19 protein-coding genes are annotated in these 19,196 nt (G+C 59.9%); all 19 read left to right on the forward strand.

Annotation, left to right across the window (positions count from 1 at the left end; genetic code table 11):
- Positions 1 to 42: 42 nt before the first annotated feature.
- The 19 genes from KHA73_RS14700 to KHA73_RS14790 all read left to right on the forward strand — a co-directional run bounded on the left by KHA73_RS14700 (position 43) and on the right by KHA73_RS14790 (position 19,152).
- Complete coding sequence (locus KHA73_RS14700; protein ID WP_234585095.1) at positions 43 to 2,583, forward strand: DUF2169 family type VI secretion system accessory protein; 2,541 nt, start codon at positions 43 to 45, stop codon at positions 2,581 to 2,583.
- Positions 2,580 to 3,647 carry a pentapeptide repeat-containing protein gene (locus KHA73_RS14705; protein ID WP_234585096.1) on the forward strand — a complete coding sequence of 356 codons (1,068 nt, stop codon included), beginning with the start codon at positions 2,580 to 2,582 and terminating at the stop codon, positions 3,645 to 3,647. Before KHA73_RS14700 ends, KHA73_RS14705 begins: the two co-directional genes overlap by 4 nt.
- Before the next feature lie 27 nt (positions 3,648 to 3,674).
- On the forward strand, positions 3,675 to 4,310 hold the full coding sequence (locus KHA73_RS14710; RefSeq protein WP_234585097.1) for a DUF3540 domain-containing protein: 636 nt from the start codon (positions 3,675 to 3,677) through the stop codon (positions 4,308 to 4,310).
- Positions 4,311 to 4,326: 16 nt separating this feature from the next.
- On the forward strand, positions 4,327 to 4,719 hold the full coding sequence (locus KHA73_RS14715; RefSeq protein ID WP_234585098.1) for a DUF4150 domain-containing protein: 393 nt from the start codon (positions 4,327 to 4,329) through the stop codon (positions 4,717 to 4,719).
- Positions 4,720 to 4,783: 64 nt separating this feature from the next.
- On the forward strand, positions 4,784 to 5,284 hold the full coding sequence (gene tagV, locus KHA73_RS14720; protein ID WP_234585099.1) for a type VI secretion system accessory protein TagV: 501 nt from the start codon (positions 4,784 to 4,786) through the stop codon (positions 5,282 to 5,284).
- Between the two features lie 29 nt (positions 5,285 to 5,313).
- Positions 5,314 to 5,841, forward strand: coding sequence for a type VI secretion system lipoprotein TssJ (gene tssJ, locus KHA73_RS14725; RefSeq protein WP_234585100.1), 528 nt, complete (start codon positions 5,314 to 5,316; stop codon positions 5,839 to 5,841).
- A 40-nt stretch (positions 5,842 to 5,881) separates the two neighbouring features.
- Positions 5,882 to 7,228 carry a type VI secretion system baseplate subunit TssK gene (gene tssK, locus KHA73_RS14730; RefSeq protein WP_234585101.1) on the forward strand — a complete coding sequence of 449 codons (1,347 nt, stop codon included), beginning with the start codon at positions 5,882 to 5,884 and terminating at the stop codon, positions 7,226 to 7,228.
- A 3-nt stretch (positions 7,229 to 7,231) separates the two neighbouring features.
- On the forward strand, positions 7,232 to 8,440 hold the full coding sequence (locus tag KHA73_RS14735; protein ID WP_234585103.1) for a DotU family type VI secretion system protein: 1,209 nt from the start codon (positions 7,232 to 7,234) through the stop codon (positions 8,438 to 8,440).
- Positions 8,440 to 12,078 carry a type VI secretion system membrane subunit TssM gene (gene tssM / locus KHA73_RS14740; protein WP_234585104.1) on the forward strand — a complete coding sequence of 1,213 codons (3,639 nt, stop codon included), beginning with the start codon at positions 8,440 to 8,442 and terminating at the stop codon, positions 12,076 to 12,078. Before KHA73_RS14735 ends, tssM begins: the two co-directional genes overlap by 1 nt.
- 18 nt (positions 12,079 to 12,096) lie before the next feature.
- On the forward strand, positions 12,097 to 12,816 hold the full coding sequence (gene tagF / locus KHA73_RS14745) for a type VI secretion system-associated protein TagF (protein ID WP_234585105.1): 720 nt from the start codon (positions 12,097 to 12,099) through the stop codon (positions 12,814 to 12,816).
- A 23-nt stretch (positions 12,817 to 12,839) separates the two neighbouring features.
- Positions 12,840 to 13,865: a type VI secretion system protein TssA gene (gene tssA / locus KHA73_RS14750; RefSeq protein ID WP_234585106.1), complete on the forward strand. Its 1,026-nt coding sequence runs from the start codon at positions 12,840 to 12,842 to the stop codon at positions 13,863 to 13,865.
- Between the two features lie 124 nt (positions 13,866 to 13,989).
- A complete protein-coding gene (gene tssB / locus KHA73_RS14755; RefSeq protein WP_234585107.1) occupies positions 13,990 to 14,526 on the forward strand; it encodes a type VI secretion system contractile sheath small subunit in 537 nt (178 codons plus the stop codon).
- A 3-nt stretch (positions 14,527 to 14,529) separates the two neighbouring features.
- On the forward strand, positions 14,530 to 16,035 hold the full coding sequence (gene tssC / locus KHA73_RS14760) for a type VI secretion system contractile sheath large subunit (protein WP_234585108.1): 1,506 nt from the start codon (positions 14,530 to 14,532) through the stop codon (positions 16,033 to 16,035).
- 67 nt (positions 16,036 to 16,102) lie between these two features.
- Positions 16,103 to 16,489: a Rap1a/Tai family immunity protein gene (locus tag KHA73_RS14765; protein ID WP_234585109.1), complete on the forward strand. Its 387-nt coding sequence runs from the start codon at positions 16,103 to 16,105 to the stop codon at positions 16,487 to 16,489.
- Positions 16,490 to 16,866: 377 nt separating this feature from the next.
- Entirely contained in the window at positions 16,867 to 17,349 is a 483-nt protein-coding gene (locus KHA73_RS14770; RefSeq protein ID WP_004961372.1) for an Hcp family type VI secretion system effector, read from the forward strand.
- A gap of 50 nt (positions 17,350 to 17,399) precedes the next feature.
- A complete protein-coding gene (locus KHA73_RS14775; RefSeq protein ID WP_071525932.1) occupies positions 17,400 to 17,903 on the forward strand; it encodes a type VI secretion system amidase effector protein Tae4 in 504 nt (167 codons plus the stop codon).
- The gene (locus tag KHA73_RS14780) at positions 17,900 to 18,358 is read left to right on the forward strand and encodes a T6SS amidase immunity protein Tai4 family protein (protein WP_234585110.1); all 459 of its coding nucleotides are present in this window, start codon (positions 17,900 to 17,902) and stop codon (positions 18,356 to 18,358) included. The genes KHA73_RS14775 and KHA73_RS14780 overlap by 4 nt, the downstream gene beginning before the upstream one ends.
- A gap of 12 nt (positions 18,359 to 18,370) precedes the next feature.
- On the forward strand, positions 18,371 to 18,724 hold the full coding sequence (locus tag KHA73_RS14785; RefSeq protein WP_234591284.1) for a T6SS amidase immunity protein Tai4 family protein: 354 nt from the start codon (positions 18,371 to 18,373) through the stop codon (positions 18,722 to 18,724).
- Positions 18,725 to 18,768: 44 nt separating this feature from the next.
- Positions 18,769 to 19,152 carry a T6SS amidase immunity protein Tai4 family protein gene (locus tag KHA73_RS14790; protein WP_234585111.1) on the forward strand — a complete coding sequence of 128 codons (384 nt, stop codon included), beginning with the start codon at positions 18,769 to 18,771 and terminating at the stop codon, positions 19,150 to 19,152.
- Positions 19,153 to 19,196: the final 44 nt, after the last annotated feature.

The raw sequence follows: 19,196 nt of genomic DNA on the forward strand, positions 1-19,196 counted from the left end.
GCATGCCGCTCACGGGTATCCACAGGAAGCCTTACACACACAATGAAAGTCGTAAAACCGTTACGCCTGAGCGTACTTCATCGCCCTTTCCATTGGCAGGGGCAAAATCATCTGGGTGTCTCCGTTTTGGCGTTGGCCGACATGGGGGCTTCCCCGCGCCTGCGCCCCGAGCCGGAACTCTGGCAGCTGGCCAGCGAAACGCTGACCACCAGCGGCGGCATCCTCGACCTCGCCATTCCCAAAGCCTGCGCAGAATTCCTTGCGACCGGCCATGCCTATACCCACCATCAAGATGATAAAACCGCCTGCGCAGTGAAGATCCAGCTCGATACGCTCGAGAAAACCCTGGTGGTTTTCGGCGATCGCCATTGGGTCAACGATCGTCCCTCCGCGCCGCTCCCGTACGCAGAAATGCCTTTGGACTGGCGCCGTGCCTTTGGCGGCCCGCAGTTTGCCGACAATCCACACGGCATCGGCGCTAATCCAGAGACCTTTCCCCACGGCAGCATCCACCCGTTGCCGAATATCGAACCGCTGCGCGGCCGCCTGTCGGCACCGCATCAGCGCGCCGTGCCCGCCAGCTTCGACGCCCTGGACATTACCTGGCCGCGCCGCTTCAACCGCATTGGGAAAAAATACGACGCCGATTGGCTAAAAAATCATTTCCCCGGCTTTGCCGACGACATTGACTGGCGGCTGTTCAATATGGCGGAAAACGATCAGCAGTTTCCCCATCTTGATGCCCTGCCGCCCCAGGCGGCTTACCGCATCTGGAATATGCATCCGGAACAACCGCTGCAGCAAGGCCAACTGCCGCCGTGGCGCGCCCGGTGCTTCATCAACCGCCAGCGCCGCGGGGAAGAAGTGTTCGAAGAGCTGGCGCTGCGCCACACCACCGTGTGGTTCTTCCCGCATCGCGAGCAAATGGTATTGGTGTATCAGGGCAGCGCGCGCATCAACGAAGATGACGCCGCCGATGTGCTGCAGCTGCTGCCGGCGCTGGAAAAAACCGGCGCAGCCCGCTCTGCGAATCACTACCGCAAGGTGCTGCGCCAACGGCTGGATAAGGAAAAAGGCGCGCTGTTCACCTTTCGGGAAAAGGACCTGCTGCCGGAAGATTGCATCGGCCCCTGGCTCGATACGGAACAGGTGCCGGCAGCCGATCCGGTGGCGGCAAACGCCACCCGCTATGAACACCACCTGCGTGAAGAGCACCGTGAACGGCTGCGCACCCTGGGGCAGGACATTGATGAGCGTTTCCCGCTCAGCGCCTCCCCGCAGCCCCCGGCGTTGGATGAGCTGGCCGAATTCGTTGAGCAAATGGAACAGCAGGCAGCCCAGCTCAAACAGCAAAGCGATCGGCGCCTGCGCCAGCGCGGGCTGGATCCCGAGCAGCCCGTCGATTTGACCGGCCTGCCTTCAGGCGCGGAGAGCTACCAACGGCAGCGCGACCGTCTGTATCAACAACAGGGCAATTTCAGCGAAAAACAGCGGGCGGTGGCCGAGCAGGCCCTCTATCAGGCTTATCTGATGAGCGCGCAGGCGCAGGGGCCGGCACCGCGGCTCAAGGGGGATCTGGCGGCGATCATTCGCAACCGCGTGCAGGCGACTTTGGACGGAGACAAAGACCTGAGCGGTCTCGATCTCACCGGGGCCGATCTCGGCGGCATGGATCTGAGCCACGCCTGCCTGCGCGGCGCCCTGATGGAAAGCGCCAACCTGCGCGGCGCGCGGCTGGACCATGCCGATTTGACGCAGGCGATGCTGGCGCGCGCGGATCTGACCGATGCCAGCCTGCGCCACGCGCAGCTTGAGCGCGCGTCGCTGGCGCTGGCCAAATGCGGCAACACCGACTTCAGCCACGCCAGGCTGCGGGAAACCCTGCTGCAAGAGACGCTGCTGCAACATTGCAATTTCAGCGACGCCGCCCTCAGCGACCTGCTGGGGTTTAAAACCTATATCAGCCAGTGCATCTTCCAGCGCGCCAGGGTGCATAACGTCACGCTGATGGAACTGGAGCTGGACGGGCTGGATTTCCGCCACGCGCGGCTGCACAAACTCAGCTTTATCAAATGCCGGTTGTCGGCGTTTGACGCCAGCCACGCCCGCCTGGAAAGTTGTTCCTGGGTGGAAACGCCGGCCGACGGCAGCCGCTTTATCGCCGCGCGCCTGCATAACTGCTCCTTCGCCGCCCAAAGCTCGTTGAAACACAGCGATTTCAGCGACGCCACGCTCAAACAGTGCAACCTGCGGCAAATGCCGTTAGAGCAAGCCTGCTTCGATCGGGCCCATCTGGATAACAGCGATTTGTCGGAGGCGCGGCTGATCTCGGCCAGCCTGCAACAGCTCAACGGCAGCGGCAGCCTGTTCGTTCGCGTGGACTTCTCCGGCGCACGCCTGACTCAGGCCAACCTGATTGGCGCCATCATGCAAAAATGCATCCTCAGCGGCGCCGATCTGCGCGGTGCCAACCTGTTCCGTTGCGATCTGGCGCAGTCGCGGGTTGACGCCACCACCCGGCTGGAAAGCAGCTATAACCAGCGGGTTAAGACGTTGCCGCGCCAACGCGGGGAGACGGTATGACCCTCAGCGCCGACGAGTTGCAGCAGCGCATCAGGCGCGGTGAAGCGATCTACGAATGCGACATTACGGCGCTGTCGCTGGCCGGTCTGGATCTGGCCGGCGCAACCTTTGCCGATATTACGGGCGGCGCCGTAGATTTCAGCGGTTGCAACCTGCAACACACCATTTTCAGCGATTGCGAGCTCGGCCAATGCAGCTTCAAGCACGCTAATCTGCAGCGGGCGGTGTTCAACGATTGCCAGCTGAGCGGCGCTCATTTTCAACAGGCCAACGTTACGGAGGCGCTCTTCAACGGCTGTCACCTGGCCGGCAGCACGTTTGCCGGCGCAACCGTCGACAGGGCGCACTTTATGCGCAGCGATCTGCAGGGGGCCATCTTCACCGGCGCCGCGCTCGATCGCACCAACTTCAACGAAACGCCGCTCAGCGGTGCAGACCTGCGTAATACGCGGCTATCATTTGTCACCTTTTTTCGCCTAAACCTCTGCGAAACACGGCTTGAAGGCGCAGAATTTGACCGCGTCACTTTTTTTGAATGCGATCAGCGCGGCAAAAGCTACGCCGGGCAACGGCTGATCGCCTGCCAGTTTACCGACAACCAGTTGGACGACGCCGACTTCAGCCAGGCGACGCTGCGCCAGAGCAACTTCAAGGGCGCTTCGCTGCGGCGCGCCAATCTTTCGGCGGTGCAGGCGCAGCAAACGCTATGGCTGGAAGCCAACCTGACGCAGGCGCAATGCGCTCGCGGTCAGTTCGATCAGGCGGTCTTCAGCGAAGCGACGCTGGACGCCGCCGATTTCAGCCAGGCGCGGCTGTTCCAATGTATTTTTCAACGCTGCCGCGCGGCGCGCGGCAACTTCAGCGACGCCGATTTGACCTACGCCGATTTCTCTTATGCCGATATCGGCGCCGCCGATTTTCGCCGCGCGCGCTTCATGCGCACCCGCCTGCACCGCGCCCACCAGCAACAGACCCGCTGGAGCGACCGCAGCGGCATTTTGGAAAACGATGAAGAACTGCACGCCGCAGAAACCTGGAGCGCACAGCGCAAAAGCCGAATCTGAGCCTAAAACATCCACAAGGGGATCACCATGAGCGTTGCCAACACTACCCGCGCAGTGAAGATCGCACCCCCTCAGCAAGCCGCCGGCCAGGTCGTCAACCTGTTGCCGGACGGCAGCCTGGTGGTCGAGTGCCAGGGCCGCGGCTGGCATTGCCGTCGGGCAGCCAGCTGCCTGCTGGCGCCGGCCCTCGGCGACAGCGTTCTGGTCGCCGGCTGCGGCCACCAGCTGTGGGCGATCGCCGTGCTGGAGCGCGCCGATCCGCACAGCGCCGCGCGCCTCAGCGTAGAGGGCGATCTGCAGATTGAAACCCCGCGCGGTTCGCTGTCGCTGCACAGCGCACAGGCATTGGATTTCAATAGCGAGGCGTTGACGCTGCAGGCCCGCAGCGGCGATTGCCACATCGACAAACTGACCTACAGCGGCGAGGAGCTTTCGGCCTTCGTCAGCATCAGCCGCATGGTCGGCAAGCGCTGCGAATCGCTGTGGCACTCGGTCAGCCAGATTAGCCACACCCTGTTCCGCACGGTGCGGCAAACCGAGCATGTCCGTGCCGGACAGCTTGACTATCAGGCGGAGGATTACGCCAGAGTGCACGCCCGCAACACCATCATCACCTCGAAAGACATCACCAAGCTGGATTCGGAACAAATTCACGTCGGATAAGCCCGCGGAGGCCCTTATGTTTGCCAACAGCCAAATGATCGGAGTAGACCTGGCGTTTCCCGATGTGTGCATGACGCCCAGCCCGGCGCCGGTTCCCGTGCCCTACCCGGACATCGCCCTGGCGCCGACCGCTATTCCCAACGCCTTCAACATTCTGTTCGTCGGCACCCCGGCGCACAACATGGCGACGGTGACGCCGCTGACCAACGGCGATAACCCCGGCGTGGCCACCGGCGTGGCGTCCGGCACCGTGATGGGGCCGTCGCGCCATCTCACCGGCGCCTTTACCGTGCTGCTGAAAGGCACGCCGGCCACCCGGCTGACCAGCCTCAGCCTGCAAAACTCCACCAACGCGCTGGGCATGCGCATCGTGCCCAGCCAACTCAAGGTTTTGATGCTCGCGCCCTGAAGGCGACGCGGCAATGCACAGCCCAGTCATTATTTCAGCCAATAAAAAGATCAAAGAGGATATTGTGAAAACACGGATTACCCTGACGCTGCTGGCCACCCTGACGCTTGCCGGATGCTCCACCCCGCCGCCGCCGCCGCCGGCGCTCGATAACGACGCCATCATCAGCAGCGAAGTCAACGGCGTAAAACTGCAGCATCGCGCCGCCGTGAGCGCGCCCAAGCAGTTCAAACCCATCGGTGAAGAATATCGCAGCCTGTACGCCGCCAGCATCATGAGCAGCCCGGGTTATACCGGCAGCGCCGTCGGCAGCCTGGATAACGCCGCCGCCTTCTATGCGCTGGGCGAGGTCGAAAACCACTGGTTGGCTATCTCCGCCGTGCGCGACGGCAACCTGGTGGGCTACATCCAGGCCAACGCCGGCGTGCCGCAAGCGCGTTATAAATCGACGCTGCGCAAAGACTTGCCGCGCCGCGCCCGTGCAGCCAAACAAGACTGCGTCAAAGTGGGCGGCGACAGCAAAGCCTGTAAAAACGCCGGCTCGGCCACCTGGATCCTCCAGTAGTTCACCGCAGAGTGACGGAACTCGCCAACATGACGACACCTATCGCTTCCCGCTGGCGCGGGATGTTATTTCTGATGCTGAGCGCGCTGGCGCTTAGCGGCTGCATGTCTTCCGCCAAGAGCGTGCCTTCGCGCTACAGCCTGACCTTCGACGCCGATCGTCAGGTCAACGCCGCGGCCGGGCAGCGGCCGGCGCCGATAAAAATCCGCGTGCTGCTGCTGCGTTCCGATGCGGAATTTATGGAGGCCGACTTCTTCAGCCTGCAGAACGACGCGAAAAGCGTGTTAGGCAACAGCCTGCTGGACAGCGACCAGTTTTTCCTGACGCCTGGCCAGACCGGCAAAAAGCTCAACGGCCAGAGCACGCTGGAAACCCGCTACATCGGCATTATCGCCGAATACCAAAACCTGGACGGCAAGGCCTGGCGCATCTCGCTGCCGCTGCCGGAACCGACCGAAACCAATTTTTACAAGGTATGGCAATTCTCGCCGGATGAGTTGGCCGCGCACATAGTCGCGGGCATTAGCGGCCTGCGCGCCGTGAAAGATCCAGACTGACCAACCGCTGCGCTGAAGCGAAGTAACTATAGGTGTGATGATGAAAGATGCTCATAAGGTAGTCTGGACCGAGGGGATGTTTTTGCGCCCTCACCATTTCCAGCAGGCGGAGAATTATCTCGAAGGCTACATGCGTAACTGGGGCCAGGCTCACAGCGGTTGTTTCTGGGGCTTCCTCAACCTGGATGTGGATCAGGCGCTGTTGCGCCAGGGCAAAATCGCGCTCAACGCCGCCAGCGGCATCATGCCGGACGGCACGCCGTTCCGCTTCTCCGGCGCGCAACAGGCGCCCGCGCCGCTTAGCATCGCCGAAAACAAAACCGGCGAAAACGTGGTGCTGGCCCTGCCGACCTACCGCGCCGGCCGCGAAGACGTGATATTCCAGGATAGCCCGGATGCGCTGGCGCGCTATCTGGCTTTCGAACGCGAAGTCGACGATTTGAATGCGGTGTCGGTCGGCAGCGCGGCGCTGCAGTTCGGCCAGCTGCGGCTGCGGCTGATGCTGGAGAGCGAACTCAACGCCGAGTGGACGGCGCTCGGCGTCACCCGGGTGCTGGAAAAACGCGGCGACAACAGCCTGCGTCTCGATCAGGGGCAAATCCCGCCGATGCTGAACTGCCAGGGCAGCCAGGTGCTGAAGACCTTCATCAACGATTTGCAGGGCCTGTTGCAACAGCGCAGCCAGCAAATGAGCCAGCGCCTGCTGCAGCCGGGGCGCGGCGGCAGTTCGGAAATGGTCGACTTCATGCTGCTGCAGTTGATCAACCGCCACCTCGGCCAGGTGAGCCACGCTTACCATCTTGAACACCTGCACCCGGAACGGCTGTTCGCCGACTGGCTGCAGTTCGCCACCGAACTCGCCAGCTTCTCGGCGCAGCGCACGCCGGAAGGCCGCCTGCCGGTGTATGACCACGACAACCTGGCGCTGTGCTTCGGCAAACTGATGCTGTTGCTGCGGCAGGGGCTGTCGGTGGTGCTGGAAGACAACGCCATTCAACTGACGCTGGTCGAACGTTCGCATGGCCTGAACGTCGCCACGGTGCAAGACACCAGCATGATGCGCGATTTCGGCTTTGTGCTGGCGGTGCGCGCCGACGTCGCCGCCGACGTGCTGCTGACCCACTTCCCGGCGCAAATGAAGATTGCGCCGGTGACGCGCATACGCGATCTGGTGCAGCTGCAGCTGCCGGGCATCGGCCTGCGCACCATGCCGGCGGCGCCACGGCAGATCCCCTACCACGCGGGTTACACCTATTTCGAACTGGAGAAAGGCGGCGATCTGTGGAAGCAGATGGAAAAATCCAGCGCCTTCGCTCTGCATCTGGCCGGTGAATTCCCGGGCCTGGACATGGAATTTTGGGCCATTCGCAGCCATACGGATCGCTAATTTATGACTCAGGAAAATACGGACAATCCGCTGGTGGCAGCCGCCAACCCGCTGCTGAACGCCATTTCACAGATCCGGCAATCGGCGACCCACGCCAACCCGGCGCAGCTGCGCCAGCAGCTGATCGACGAAGTGCGCCGGTTCGAAGTTCGCGGCCAGCGCGCCAGCCTGCCGTACGAGGTGATCATCGGCGCGCGTTACTGCCTGTGCACCGCGCTGGACGAAGCCGCCGCCCTCACGCCCTGGGGCAGCAACAGCGTCTGGTCCGGCAGCGGCCTGCTGGTGACCTTTCACAACGAAACCTGGGGCGGTGAGAAGTTCTTCCAGCTGTTGGCCAAGCTGTCGCAAAGCCCGCGCGAGCATATCCAGCTGCTGGAGCTGATCAATTTCTGCCTGCTGCTGGGCTTTGAAGGCCGCTATCGGGTGATGGAAAACGGCCGCTCGCAGCTGGAAACCATGAAACAGCGCCTGCTGCAGCTGATCCGCTCGGTGCGCGGCGGGTATGCGCCGCCGCTGTCGCCGAATGCGCTGGATCTGCCGGTGCAGCAAAAACTGTGGCGGCCGCTGGTGCCGCTGTGGGCCTGCGTCGCGCTGACCGGCTTTGTGGCTTCGCTGCTGTTCATCGCCCTCAACTGGCGGCTGGGCGACGCCACCAGCCCGGTGCTGGCGGCCATTTACCAAACCAACCTGCCGCAGGTGGCCATCGGCAATCCGGCGCCGGCCGCACCGCCGACGCTGAGCCTGAAAAGTTTCCTGCGCAAGGAAATCGCCGAAGGCCTGGTGGTGGTGCGCGACGAAGCGCAGCAGAGCGTGGTGATCCTGAAAGGCGACGGGCTGTTCGATTCCGCCGCCACTACGGTGCGCGCCAACTATATTCCGGTTATCGATCGCGTGGCCGCCGCCATGAACGGCGTCAGCGGCAAGATCCTGGTCACCGGCTACAGCGACAACCTGCCGATCCGCAGCGCGCGTTTCGCCTCCAACTGGGAGCTGTCGCTGGCGCGCGCCGAGGCGGTCGGCGCCCGGTTGCAAAAGCATCTCGATAACCCGCAGCGGGTGAAGGCGGAAGGCCGCGGTGAAAGCGACCCGGTGGCGCCGAACGATAACAAAGTGAACCGGGCGTTGAACCGCCGGGTAGAAATTACGCTGTTGGTGGCGCCGGAAAATACTCAGGCGGAAATCAACGGCTTGCCGCAAGGAAACGGAAAGTAATGCTCAGTACGTTATTCTCCATCATCACCAGCCGCCTGTTGTGGGGCTTCGCCGGCATCACCGCTCTGGCGTTCATCATCTGGATGATCGGCCCGCTGGTGGCTATCGGCGACTCTCGGCCGCTGGAGCCGGAACTCAACCGCCAGATAGCCATCGGCGTAATCTACCTGATTTGGATCCTGTGCCGCGTCATTCCCCGCCTCTACAGCGCCTGGTTTAACCGCCGGCTGTTGAGCAACCTGCGCGCCGCCGAAGAAGTGCCGGTGGAAAACGCCAAGGCCGCGCCCCAACAGGATGAGCAACTGGCCCAACGTTTTGACGAAGCGGCGCAGCTGTTGAAAAAGGCGCGTTTCGCGCCGGGCCAGGGCGGCGGCAAACATCGCTGGATGACGCACTTTAGCCGCCAGTACCTGTACCAGCTGCCCTGGTATGTGATCATCGGGGCGCCGGGCGCGGGCAAAACCACCGCGCTGGTCAACTCCGGCCTGCATTTCCCGCTGGCGGATCGCTTCGGCAAATCGGCCCTGCGCGGCGTTGGCGGCACCCGCAACTGCGACTGGTGGTTCACCAACGACGCCGTGCTGCTGGATACCGCCGGCCGTTACACCACCCAGGAGAGCCAGCGCGAAGCGGACGCCGATGAATGGAAAAGCTTCGTCAGCCTGCTGAAAAAATACCGCACCCGCCAGCCGATCAACGGCGTGATGGTGACCGTCAGCGTCGCCGATTTGCTGAGCGACAGCGCCGAAGCCCGCGCGGCGCAGGCCAGCGCACTGCGCAAACGCCTGATTGAGCTGCACGAGCAGCTGGGCATCCATTTCCCGGTTTACGTGCTGGTGACCAAAACCGACCTGCTCAACGGCTTTATGGCCTACTTCAACGGCTTTGACAAAGCGCAGCGCGACCAGATTTGGGGATTCACCTTCCCTTATGAGCAGTCGCGCCAGGCGGATTTCAACCTGAACGCCACCTTTGAGCAACAGTACGCCCTGCTGCAACAGCGCCTCGACGCCGCGCTGCCGGATACGCTGCTGGTTGAGCACGACGCCCGCCAGCGCGCCGAAAGCTACCTGTTCCCGCAGGAATTCGCCGCCCTGCGCCCGCTGCTGGGCCAGTATCTGGAACAGGTGTTCGCCACCTCCAGCTTTGAAACCCGCTTCACGCCACGCGGCATTTACTTCACCAGCGGCACCCAGGAAGGCCTGCCGTTTGACCGGGTGATGGGCGAGCTGAACCGCTACCTGCAGCTGCCGAGCGCCGGCGATCCCCTGCAGGCCAACGCGGCCTGGGACAGCGTCAATCAACAGGCGCCGATCCCGGCGGCCAAGGGGCAAAGTTTCTTCCTGAAAGACACCCTGGAAACGGTGATTTTCCAGGAGGCCGGGCTGGCGGGCAGCAACCGCTGGTGGGAGTACCGCAACCGCGCCCTGCACTGGGCGGGCTATATCGCACTGGCCGTGGTGCTGGTGATTTTGGCGATCTTCTGGTTTACCAGCTACGGCAACAACAAAGGCTATCTGGCGGAGGTCGGTGCCAAGGTGCCCGGCGTGGAACGCCAGGGGCAGAGCCTGACCCAGTTGAGCAACGGCGATATGTTCTCCCTGTTGCCGTTCCTCAACAGCGTGCTGCACCTGCCGGACAGCCGAAACTTCTCGCTGGAGGATCCGCCATTTACCTATCGCATGGGCCTGTACCGCGGCGATCAGGTCAGCGACGCCAGCAACGCGCTGTACCAAAAAGCGCTGAAGGAACTGCTGCTGCCGCAGGTGGCGCAACAGATCGCCGCCACGCTGCGCAACGACAACCACGGCGATGCGGATTTCAGCTATGAAGCGCTGAAGGCGTACCAAATGCTGTACCTGCCGAAACAGTACGACGGCAAGTTTCTGCGCGCCTGGGTGATGCTCAACCTGCAGCGCAACCTGCCGCAGGGCAGTACGCAGAAACAGCTGCAGCAGATTGAGTGGCACCTGAGCCAGCTGCTCGACGCGCAGATCCAGGCGTCGCCTTATGCTAAAGACGACGCGCTGGTGGACCGGGCGCAGGCCGCCCTGAACCGCGCACCGCTGTCGCAGCGGGTATATGGCCGCCTCAAGCGCCTGCTGCTTAAACAGACCGACATCAAACCGGTCAGCCTGGTCGATCTGGCCGGCCCGCAGACCGAACTGGCCTTTTCGCGCAAAAGCGGCAAGCCGGTGACCGACGGCGTGCCGGGCCTGTTCACCTCGCAAGGCTATTGGAAAGCCTTCAACGACAATATCGACCCGGTCACCGACACCCTGCGCAAGGAAGACGTGTGGGTGCTGAACAGCAAAACGCCGGATCTGAAGAACGCCGATCTGATCAAAACCATCCGCCAGCTGTACATGCAGGACTTTATCAGCGCCTGGGATGCGCTGCTGGGCGATATCCAGCTGGCCAACATCGGCAATCTGGGCCAGCGCATCAGCAGCGCGCGCCTGCTGTCCGGCAACCCGTCGCCGATGCGCAGCCTGCTGGTCAACGTCAGCAAGAATGTCACCCTGCGCGACGAAAAAAGCGATGCCGACAGCCGTTCGCTGTTGGACAAAACCGAAGAAAAGCTGAGCCAGAACGCCAACCGCACGCTGGAAACGCTGTTCACCACCCGGCCGGCCAACGCCGACGGCGACGTTTCCGCCCAACCGGAGCAGCTGGTGATGGCGCACTTCGCGCCGCTGCTGGAGTTGGCGCAAAGTCAGGGCGAAGGCAACAAGGCTATCCCGTTCGACAGCGTGCTGAAACAGGTGGACGAGCTGTACAGCTACCTGACGGCGGTTCAGGGCGCAGCCAATAGCGGCATGTCGGCGCCACCGAGCGACATAATCCCTCGCCTGCAGGCCGAATCCGGCCGCCTGCCGGTGCCGTTCAAACAGATGCTGCTGTCGCTGGCGATCGGTGCCAGCAGCGACACCCAGCGCAAAGAGATGGAGAACGTCAAGAAACGCATCAGCTTCGAGGTCGGCAGCTTTTGCCGCCAGGCGATAGCCGGGCGTTATCCGCTGGTCGCCCGGGCGCGTCAGGAAGTGACGCCGGACGATCTGGCGCGCATGTTCGCGCCTAACAGCGGGTTGATGGACAGCTTCTTCCGCGACAATTTGCAGGGCAAAGTCGACACCACCCGCGCCAACTGGCGCTTTACCCCCGGGGTGGACGGCAAAACGCTGCCGGGCGGCGAAGGCATCCTGCGCTCCTTCCAGCAGGCGCAGCGCATCCGCGACGCCTTCTTCGCCAACGGCACCGCGACGCCCTCCTACCGCGTCACCGTGCGGCCGGTGCGGATGGATAACGACATCCTCAACCTGACGCTGGATATCGACGGGCAGCTGTTCAAATACAGCCACGGCCCGCAGGTTCCGCTGGTGGTGAGCTGGCCGGGCACCCGCAATACCAACCAGGTGCACCTGCAGCTGGCGCTGGCCAACGGCAGCACCGCCAGTCTGGTGACCAGCGGCCCCTGGGCGCTGAACCGCATGTTGGATATGGCGCAGTCGTCCGCCGGCAGCAGCAGCCTTGGCCGCCAGGCGACCTTTAATCTGGATGGCCATCGCGTCACGCTGGAATTCACCCCCAACAGTATCCGCAATCCATTCCAGCTGCCGGCATTCTCCTGCCCGTAGCCCCGAAAGGACAAGATAATGAGCAACGACCTGAGCCCGACCGCGAGCATTGGCTGGTATGGCAAAATCCCTTCCGCCGGTGATTTTCTGCAGCGCCGCCTGCCCGACCTGGTGGTCAATAATTGGGCCCACTGGTTTCATAACGGGTTGGTCAATCTGCAGCGCGATTCGGCTGGCCCGCATGGGCACCCGTTCAGCAACGCGCCGGTGTGGAACTTTGTCATCCCGGCCACGCTCGGCAGCCAATACGTGCAGATGGGCTGCCTGCTGCCGGCCCGCGACCGCGTCGGGCGCCACTACCCGATCTGCGCCCTGCGCCTGTTCAGCCAGGACGCCTGGCGCGGCCAACAGCTCAACATGGCGGCGGAATGGTACAACCAGCTCGGTTACCAGTTATTGAACGGCGTGCGCAACGGCTTTTCCGCCGAGCAGATCGATCGTGCGCTGCTGGCGATACCGGCGCTGCCCAGCCCGCCGGCGGAAGCCGACTCCGACATTTTGTCGATTATCGGTTTCCAGCATCCGGACGTGCCCGGCCTCGGCTGGCAGCAGGCCGCCGACTGTTTCGACCCGGCGCAGTACACCAGCTTCTGGTGGACCAATCAGGCCGACGGCCATCCGCTCTACACCCATGTGCACAGCGGCAACCTCACGGTGCAGCTGTTTTCGCTGCTGTTCGAACCCAATGGCTGGGCGCGCCCCGGCCGCGGCGGACAATATCCGCAAATGTTTGATTAACCTGGTCTGTTAAAGGAAATCCTATGGCTATCGACACCCTGTTGGCCCCGGTTGACGCGGCAAATCCCTGCGGCGACAACCTGGAATATGACGCCGACTTCCTGGCGATGGAGCAGGCCGCCACCGGCAAGGCCGAACAGCAGTTCGGCAGCACCATCATCCCGGCGGAAGCGCCGGACTGGATGCAGGTGGAGCGCCTCGCCACCGCCCTGCTGACGCGCACCAAGGATCTGCGGGTCATGCTGTATCTCACCCGCGCCTGGACGCAGCTGCGGGGCCTGCAAGGCTATGCCGACGGCCTGATGCTGATCCACCAGGCGCTGGAGCGCTACTGGGATACGCTGTTGCCGCTGCTGGAATTCGACGGTGAGGCCGATCCGCTGTTCCGCATCAACGTGCTGGCCGATCTCGGCGACAAGGCCGCGCTGGCCACCAGCGTGCGCGCCGCGCCGCTGCTGAAAGGCGCCGCCGGTGAAATTTCGCTGCGCGACGCCGGCGCGCTGCTCGACGGCAGCAAGCTCGAGTGCCCCAACTTCCCCGGCGGCCGGGCACGGCTGCAGGACGAGTTGGCGCAGGCCGATCGCCCTGAAGGCCAGTTGGTGATGCGCATCGACGCCGCGCTGAACGCCATTCGCGCGGTCGTCACCCGCCATCTGGGCGAAAGCGCGCTGCCGGAAATGCACGGCCTGACCAAAATTTTCACCCTGATCGCCCAATCATGCCAGAGCGCGCCATCGGCAGAGATAACCGGCCCCGAGCAGAGCGATACCGCCGCAGAACAGCCTGCAACCGCGCCAACCGCACCCGCCGCCGCGTTCGGCTGGCGCAGCGCGCAGATCCAATCGCGCGACGACGCTCAACTGATGCTCGACAAGGTTAAAAACTATTTTCGGCTGCATGAACCCAGCCACCCGGCGCCGCTGATGATCGATCGGGTACAGCGGCTGATCGCGCTGGACTTTATGCAAATCGTGCGTGATTTGGCGCCCGATGGCCTTAACCAACTGGAGACCATTTTGGGTCGCCCCGACAACGAGGAGAACAGCTAGCCGCCCACCCTTTTGTTCTCTTTGCGACACCGCAGAACCTGCTCACCTGCGCAGGCCAACATTTGAACCTGACTCTCCAAGCCGGATGAGGCGCGTTCCCAATCGCCATAAGATGGAGTAAATCATGCCAAACTCGAAATCCCGCAGCGGGCAGAAATTCATCGCCCGCAACCGCGCGCCGCGCGTACAGATTGAATACGATGTCGAAATTTATGGCGCAGAGCGCAAAATCCAGCTGCCGTTCGTAATGGGCGTGATGGCGGATCTGGAAGGGAAAGCGGTCGATCCGCAGCCAAGCGTCGATGAGCGCAAGTTCCTGGAGATCGACATCGACAACTTCGACGAGCGCATGAAGTCGCTGAAACCGCGCGTCGCCTATCAGGTTGACAACACCCTGACCGGTGAAGGCAAGCTGAACATCGATCTGACCTTTGAAAGCATGGAAGACTTCTCCCCCGCCGCCATCGCCCGCAAGGTCGACGCGCTGGACAACCTGCTGGAGGCTCGCACCCAGCTTTCCAACCTGCTGTCCTATATGGACGGCAAAAACGGTGCCGAAGAGCTGATCTCCAGGATCCTGCAAAACCCGGCGCTGTTGCAATCCCTCACCGATGCGCCGAAACCGGCGGCAAAGGATGACAACCACGAGCGGGAGGACTAATTGATGAGCAACTCGCCTCAGCAACAAAAAGCGTTGCAGACCACCGAGACCTTCTCCAGCGATGAATTCAGCGCGCTGCTGAACAAAGAGTTTCGCCCCAAGACCGATCAGGCCAAGGAGGCGGTGGAAAACGCGGTGAAAACCCTGGCGCAGCAGGCGCTGGAAAATACCGTCACCGTATCTTCCGACGCCTATCGCACCATCCAGGCGCTGATTGCCGAAATCGATGAAAAGCTGTCACAGCAGATTAACCAGATCATTCACCACGACGATTTCCAAAAGTTGGAAGGCGCCTGGCACGGCCTGCATTATCTGGTCAACAATTCCGAAACCGATGAAATGCTGAAGATTCGTTTCATGAGCATTTCCAAAAAAGAGCTGGGCCGCACGCTGAAGCGCCACAAGGGCGTGGGTTGGGACCAAAGCCCGATCTTCAAGAAGGTATACGAAGAAGAATACGGCCAGTTCGGCGGCGAACCCTTCGGCTGCCTGGTGGGCGATTACTACTTCGACCACAGCCCGCAGGACGTTGAGTTGCTGGGCGAGATGGCGAAAATCGGCGCCGCTTCCCACTGCCCGTTCATCGCCGGCACGGCGCCGAGCGTGATGCAGATGGAGTCCTGGCAGGAACTGTCTAACCCGCGCGATCTGACCAAGATCTTCCAGAACACCGAATACGCCGCCTGGCGCAGCCTGCGCGAATCGGAAGACGCCCGCTATCTGGGGCTGGTGATGCCGCGCTTCCTGGCGCGCCTGCCATACGGCATCCGCACCAATCCGGTGGACGAGTTTGACTTCGAGGAAGAAACCGACGGCGCCACCCACGGCAACTACACCTGGACCAACGCCGCCTACGCCATGGCCGCCAACATCAACCGCTCGTTCAAAGAGTTTGGCTGGTGCACCGCGATCCGCGGGGTGGAATCCGGCGGTGCGGTGGAAAACCTGCCGTGCCATACCTTCCCGAGCGACGACGGCGGCGTGGACATGAAATGCCCGACCGAGATCGCCATCAGCGATCGCCGCGAAGCCGAGCTGGCCAAAAACGGCTTTATGCCGCTGGTGCATCGTAAAAACTCCGATTTCGCCGCCTTTATCGGCGCGCAGTCGCTGCAGAAGCCGGCGGAATACTACGACGCCGACGCTTCCGCCAACGCCCAGCTTTCCGCTCGCCTGCCGTATCTGTTCGCCTGCTGCCGCTTCGCCCACTACCTGAAATGCATCGTGCGCGACAAAATTGGTTCCTTCCGCGAACGCGACGACATGGAGCGCTGGCTGAACGACTGGATCATGAACTACGTGGATGGCGACCCGGCCAACTCCTCTCAGGAAACCAAGTCGCGTAAACCGCTGGCCGCGGCGGAAGTGCAGGTCGAAGAGATCGAAGACAACCCGGGCTACTACAGCGCCAAGTTCTTCCTGCGCCCGCACTACCAGCTGGAAGGACTGACCGTTTCCCTGCGCCTGGTCTCCAAGCTGCCTTCGCTGAAGCAGAACGACGCGTCCTGATGCGCTGAAAGTCAGGCTGCCGTATGGCGGCCTGACCGGCATCCGTCTTAATCGCAAGGAATGCATCATGATGAATAGAAGACGTTTTTATCTGGCGTCGCTGTTGGCTGTCGCCTGCTCCATCGGTACGATGCCGCCCGCAGTCGCTGAGCATGATCCGAAACAACATCTGACCTCCGATGACGTTAATCTGCCGGGCGCCGACTTTTTCCGTCTCTACCGCAGTGCGGATAAGCAGGAAAAAGAAAAAGCGCGCATTTACCTGCTGGGCGTACTGGATGCGACTGAAGGCAGAAGCTGGTGCCAATACAGCCAGTTGCAAACCGTCACGTTGCAGGAGTTTATTTTCGAATATTTCAATAAACTCCCCGCAGAACGCTTGCATGAACGGGCATCACATCTGATAGAAGAAACGCTGAAAACTCGCTTTCCCTGCAAAGGAAGCCAGTCATGAAACCATTGTATCGCCAGCTAAAAAGCAGCCACTATTCGTCAGACTACTCGAGCCCGAGCTATTTGGCGGCGGCCATATCGCTCTCGTCGAGCCGGAAGACACTCTGTTAACCGGCCATTCGCATTGCTAATTTAACTGCAAAGAAGTTTGGTTTTGGGCGCTGAATTAGCCGCCACAACCATAGAATTGGGTGTCTTATTCAACGAGATAAGAACCTGGTAATTAATACCGATAGCTTTCGGTATTTATGAAGGTGCATGGCACAAGGATATAAAAATGGTAATACATTACCTCATTGCAATTCCTGCTGCTATTACCTGAATTTTTCAACGCAACGTTAATACTACTGTTAACCCTTAATAAAGAGTGAATAAACTATGGCTATTGATATGTTCCTGAAAGTTGAAGGTGCCAGCGGCGAATCTAAAGATTCGAATCACAAGGGCTGGACCGACATTACTTCTTTCTCCTGGGGCGCTTCTCAACCGGGCAACATGGGTGTAGGCGGCGGCGGCGGTGCCGGTAAGGTGTGCTTTAACGATCTGCATGTTAATGCGCTGGTCGACAAGTCGACGCCTGCTCTGCTGAAACATTGCTCCAGCGGCAAACACCTGACCAAGGTTGAGCTGTCGGTCTGCAAGGCGGGCGGCACTCAGGTTGAGTACGTTAAAATCACCCTGGACGACGTGCTGGTCACCGCAGTGCAATACACCGGCGCCGGCGGCGAAGACACCGTAGGCGTCACCTACTCCTTCCAGGCGGCTAAAGTTAAGCAGCAATACTGGGAGCAGAGCGATAAAGGCGGCAAAGGCGCCGAAAGCAGCGCAGGTTGGAACATCAAGGAAAACCGCGAAGCTTAATTTGTATGCCCCCCGGTTACGGCCGGGGGATTTAATATAGGGAAATAACAATGAATAATAATCGCCCCATTTTTTCAGCCGCATGGGCTGCAAGCACTAAAATATATAACGCGCAATATTCAGCTCAGAATGTTGCCAAGATTATCGGCGGGCGTGTAGCCATGAATATTGCGCCCAATGGAAAGTGGGAAAACACCTGCGCTGTACGTATGAGTTACATCTTGAATAAATCTGGATTTCCCATTCCTTATGTAAAAGATCAGACCGTATCAGGCGCCGATCGTCAATGGTATTTTTTTAGAGTTAAAGATCTTATCGCTTATTTGACAAAGATCTGGGGCAAACCCGATCTTCGAGTCAAGTTCCCTCCTCCTGGTGGTGGTGAATTAGCCGGAAAGAAAGGGATCATATTGTTTGAAATTGCAGGTTGGAGCGATGCTGGAGGACACGCTACGCTCTGGAATGGGAACGGCGATTGTTATGATCATTGTTATTTCAATGAACCAGAAGCTCGCTATACAACAAATTACGCTAACTTTTGGGTATTGAGATGAAAAAAACCCTTATCTCCTTTTTTTGTATATATGCCACTTGTGCTATAGCACAGAAAAATCAAGAAGAACCCATTGAAAAGTGGCCGCCGCAAGCGGCGTACCGAAACTATTTGCAAAACTACAAGGATATTGCTCTAACCTACTGCATTTCCGTCGCTTATAAGACATCACCAGAGGCCAGCAAAGATGCAATTGCCTCATCGAATGGAATCGATGCTTGGTCATACTATGCAATTCGTGATGAAGAATCTCCTATCATCGCGCTGACAAAGCAGTACTTGCAAAAAAATTACAATGCTAAGGATGGGAAAAGCCGCTTAGACTTAATGAAGTGCATGGATATGTATCATAGTGAAGAGCTTGACAAACTTGCGAAAGACTATGTACAGCGCCCTAATGATAATTGGGTGAAAGACAATCCGGATAGAGTAAATGAAAATCCTCCTCGGAAATAATCAGTGAAAAAAATCTCACTGACTGTGGCTATCGCCGCAACGTTGAACGCTAATGCAGCGACAAAAATTGACTATTCCCCTGCCGAGTACCTCAAAAACTACGCGCTCAGCGTTTGTATTGCCGAGGGGTACTCAGCAAGAGAAGTCAAAAACGATGCCGCCGCCACTGCTCGGGGTTACATGGAATTCGGCGATTATTCTCTGGAAGCGCATACCGCTGTCAGGGCGCTGGCAAAGGAATTTCTGGCAAAGCCTTATGACAGCATGTCTGGGGAGCCGATGACGATGGCGAAATGCATCGATCTTTATCATAGCCAGGAATTGAACGCCATTATCAAGAAATACCAAGGGAAAGAGGATAATTGATATCCGGACTTATTAAACGAGTTTTTTCTCAAAGGTTATCTCGGATGAGAAAACACGCTTACTTTCTACTGTCTCTACTGCTCGGAAGCCAGGTGGTCTTTGCTGAAACCTCGGTCGATTCTCTGCCACAAGAAACATTGTATAAAAATTGGTTAATCAGTCGCTGTTTGGGAAAGTTTACTGATTCAGAGAATACCCGAAAAGACGCATTCAGAAGCGCCAGCGCTTACCTGGAATTTAGCAAACTTCCCCTTTCCGCGTTTGAAGAGGGGGAGATACTGGTGGAGCGCTATTTAAAGCAAGAGCGCCAAGGTTCAACAGCTGGCAGCTATCATACGCTTGAATGCCTCGCTTTATCCCAATCAAAAGAGGCCCATAACATTTTCATCAAGAATAAAAGCAATTCACACAACGAAAGAAAACAGTAAGCCTTGATCACACAACTCACTTAGCGGCTTGCCAAAATACCCGC

It is taken from the genome of Serratia entomophila (assembly GCF_021462285.1).
GTDB lineage: Bacteria > Pseudomonadota > Gammaproteobacteria > Enterobacterales > Enterobacteriaceae > Serratia > Serratia entomophila.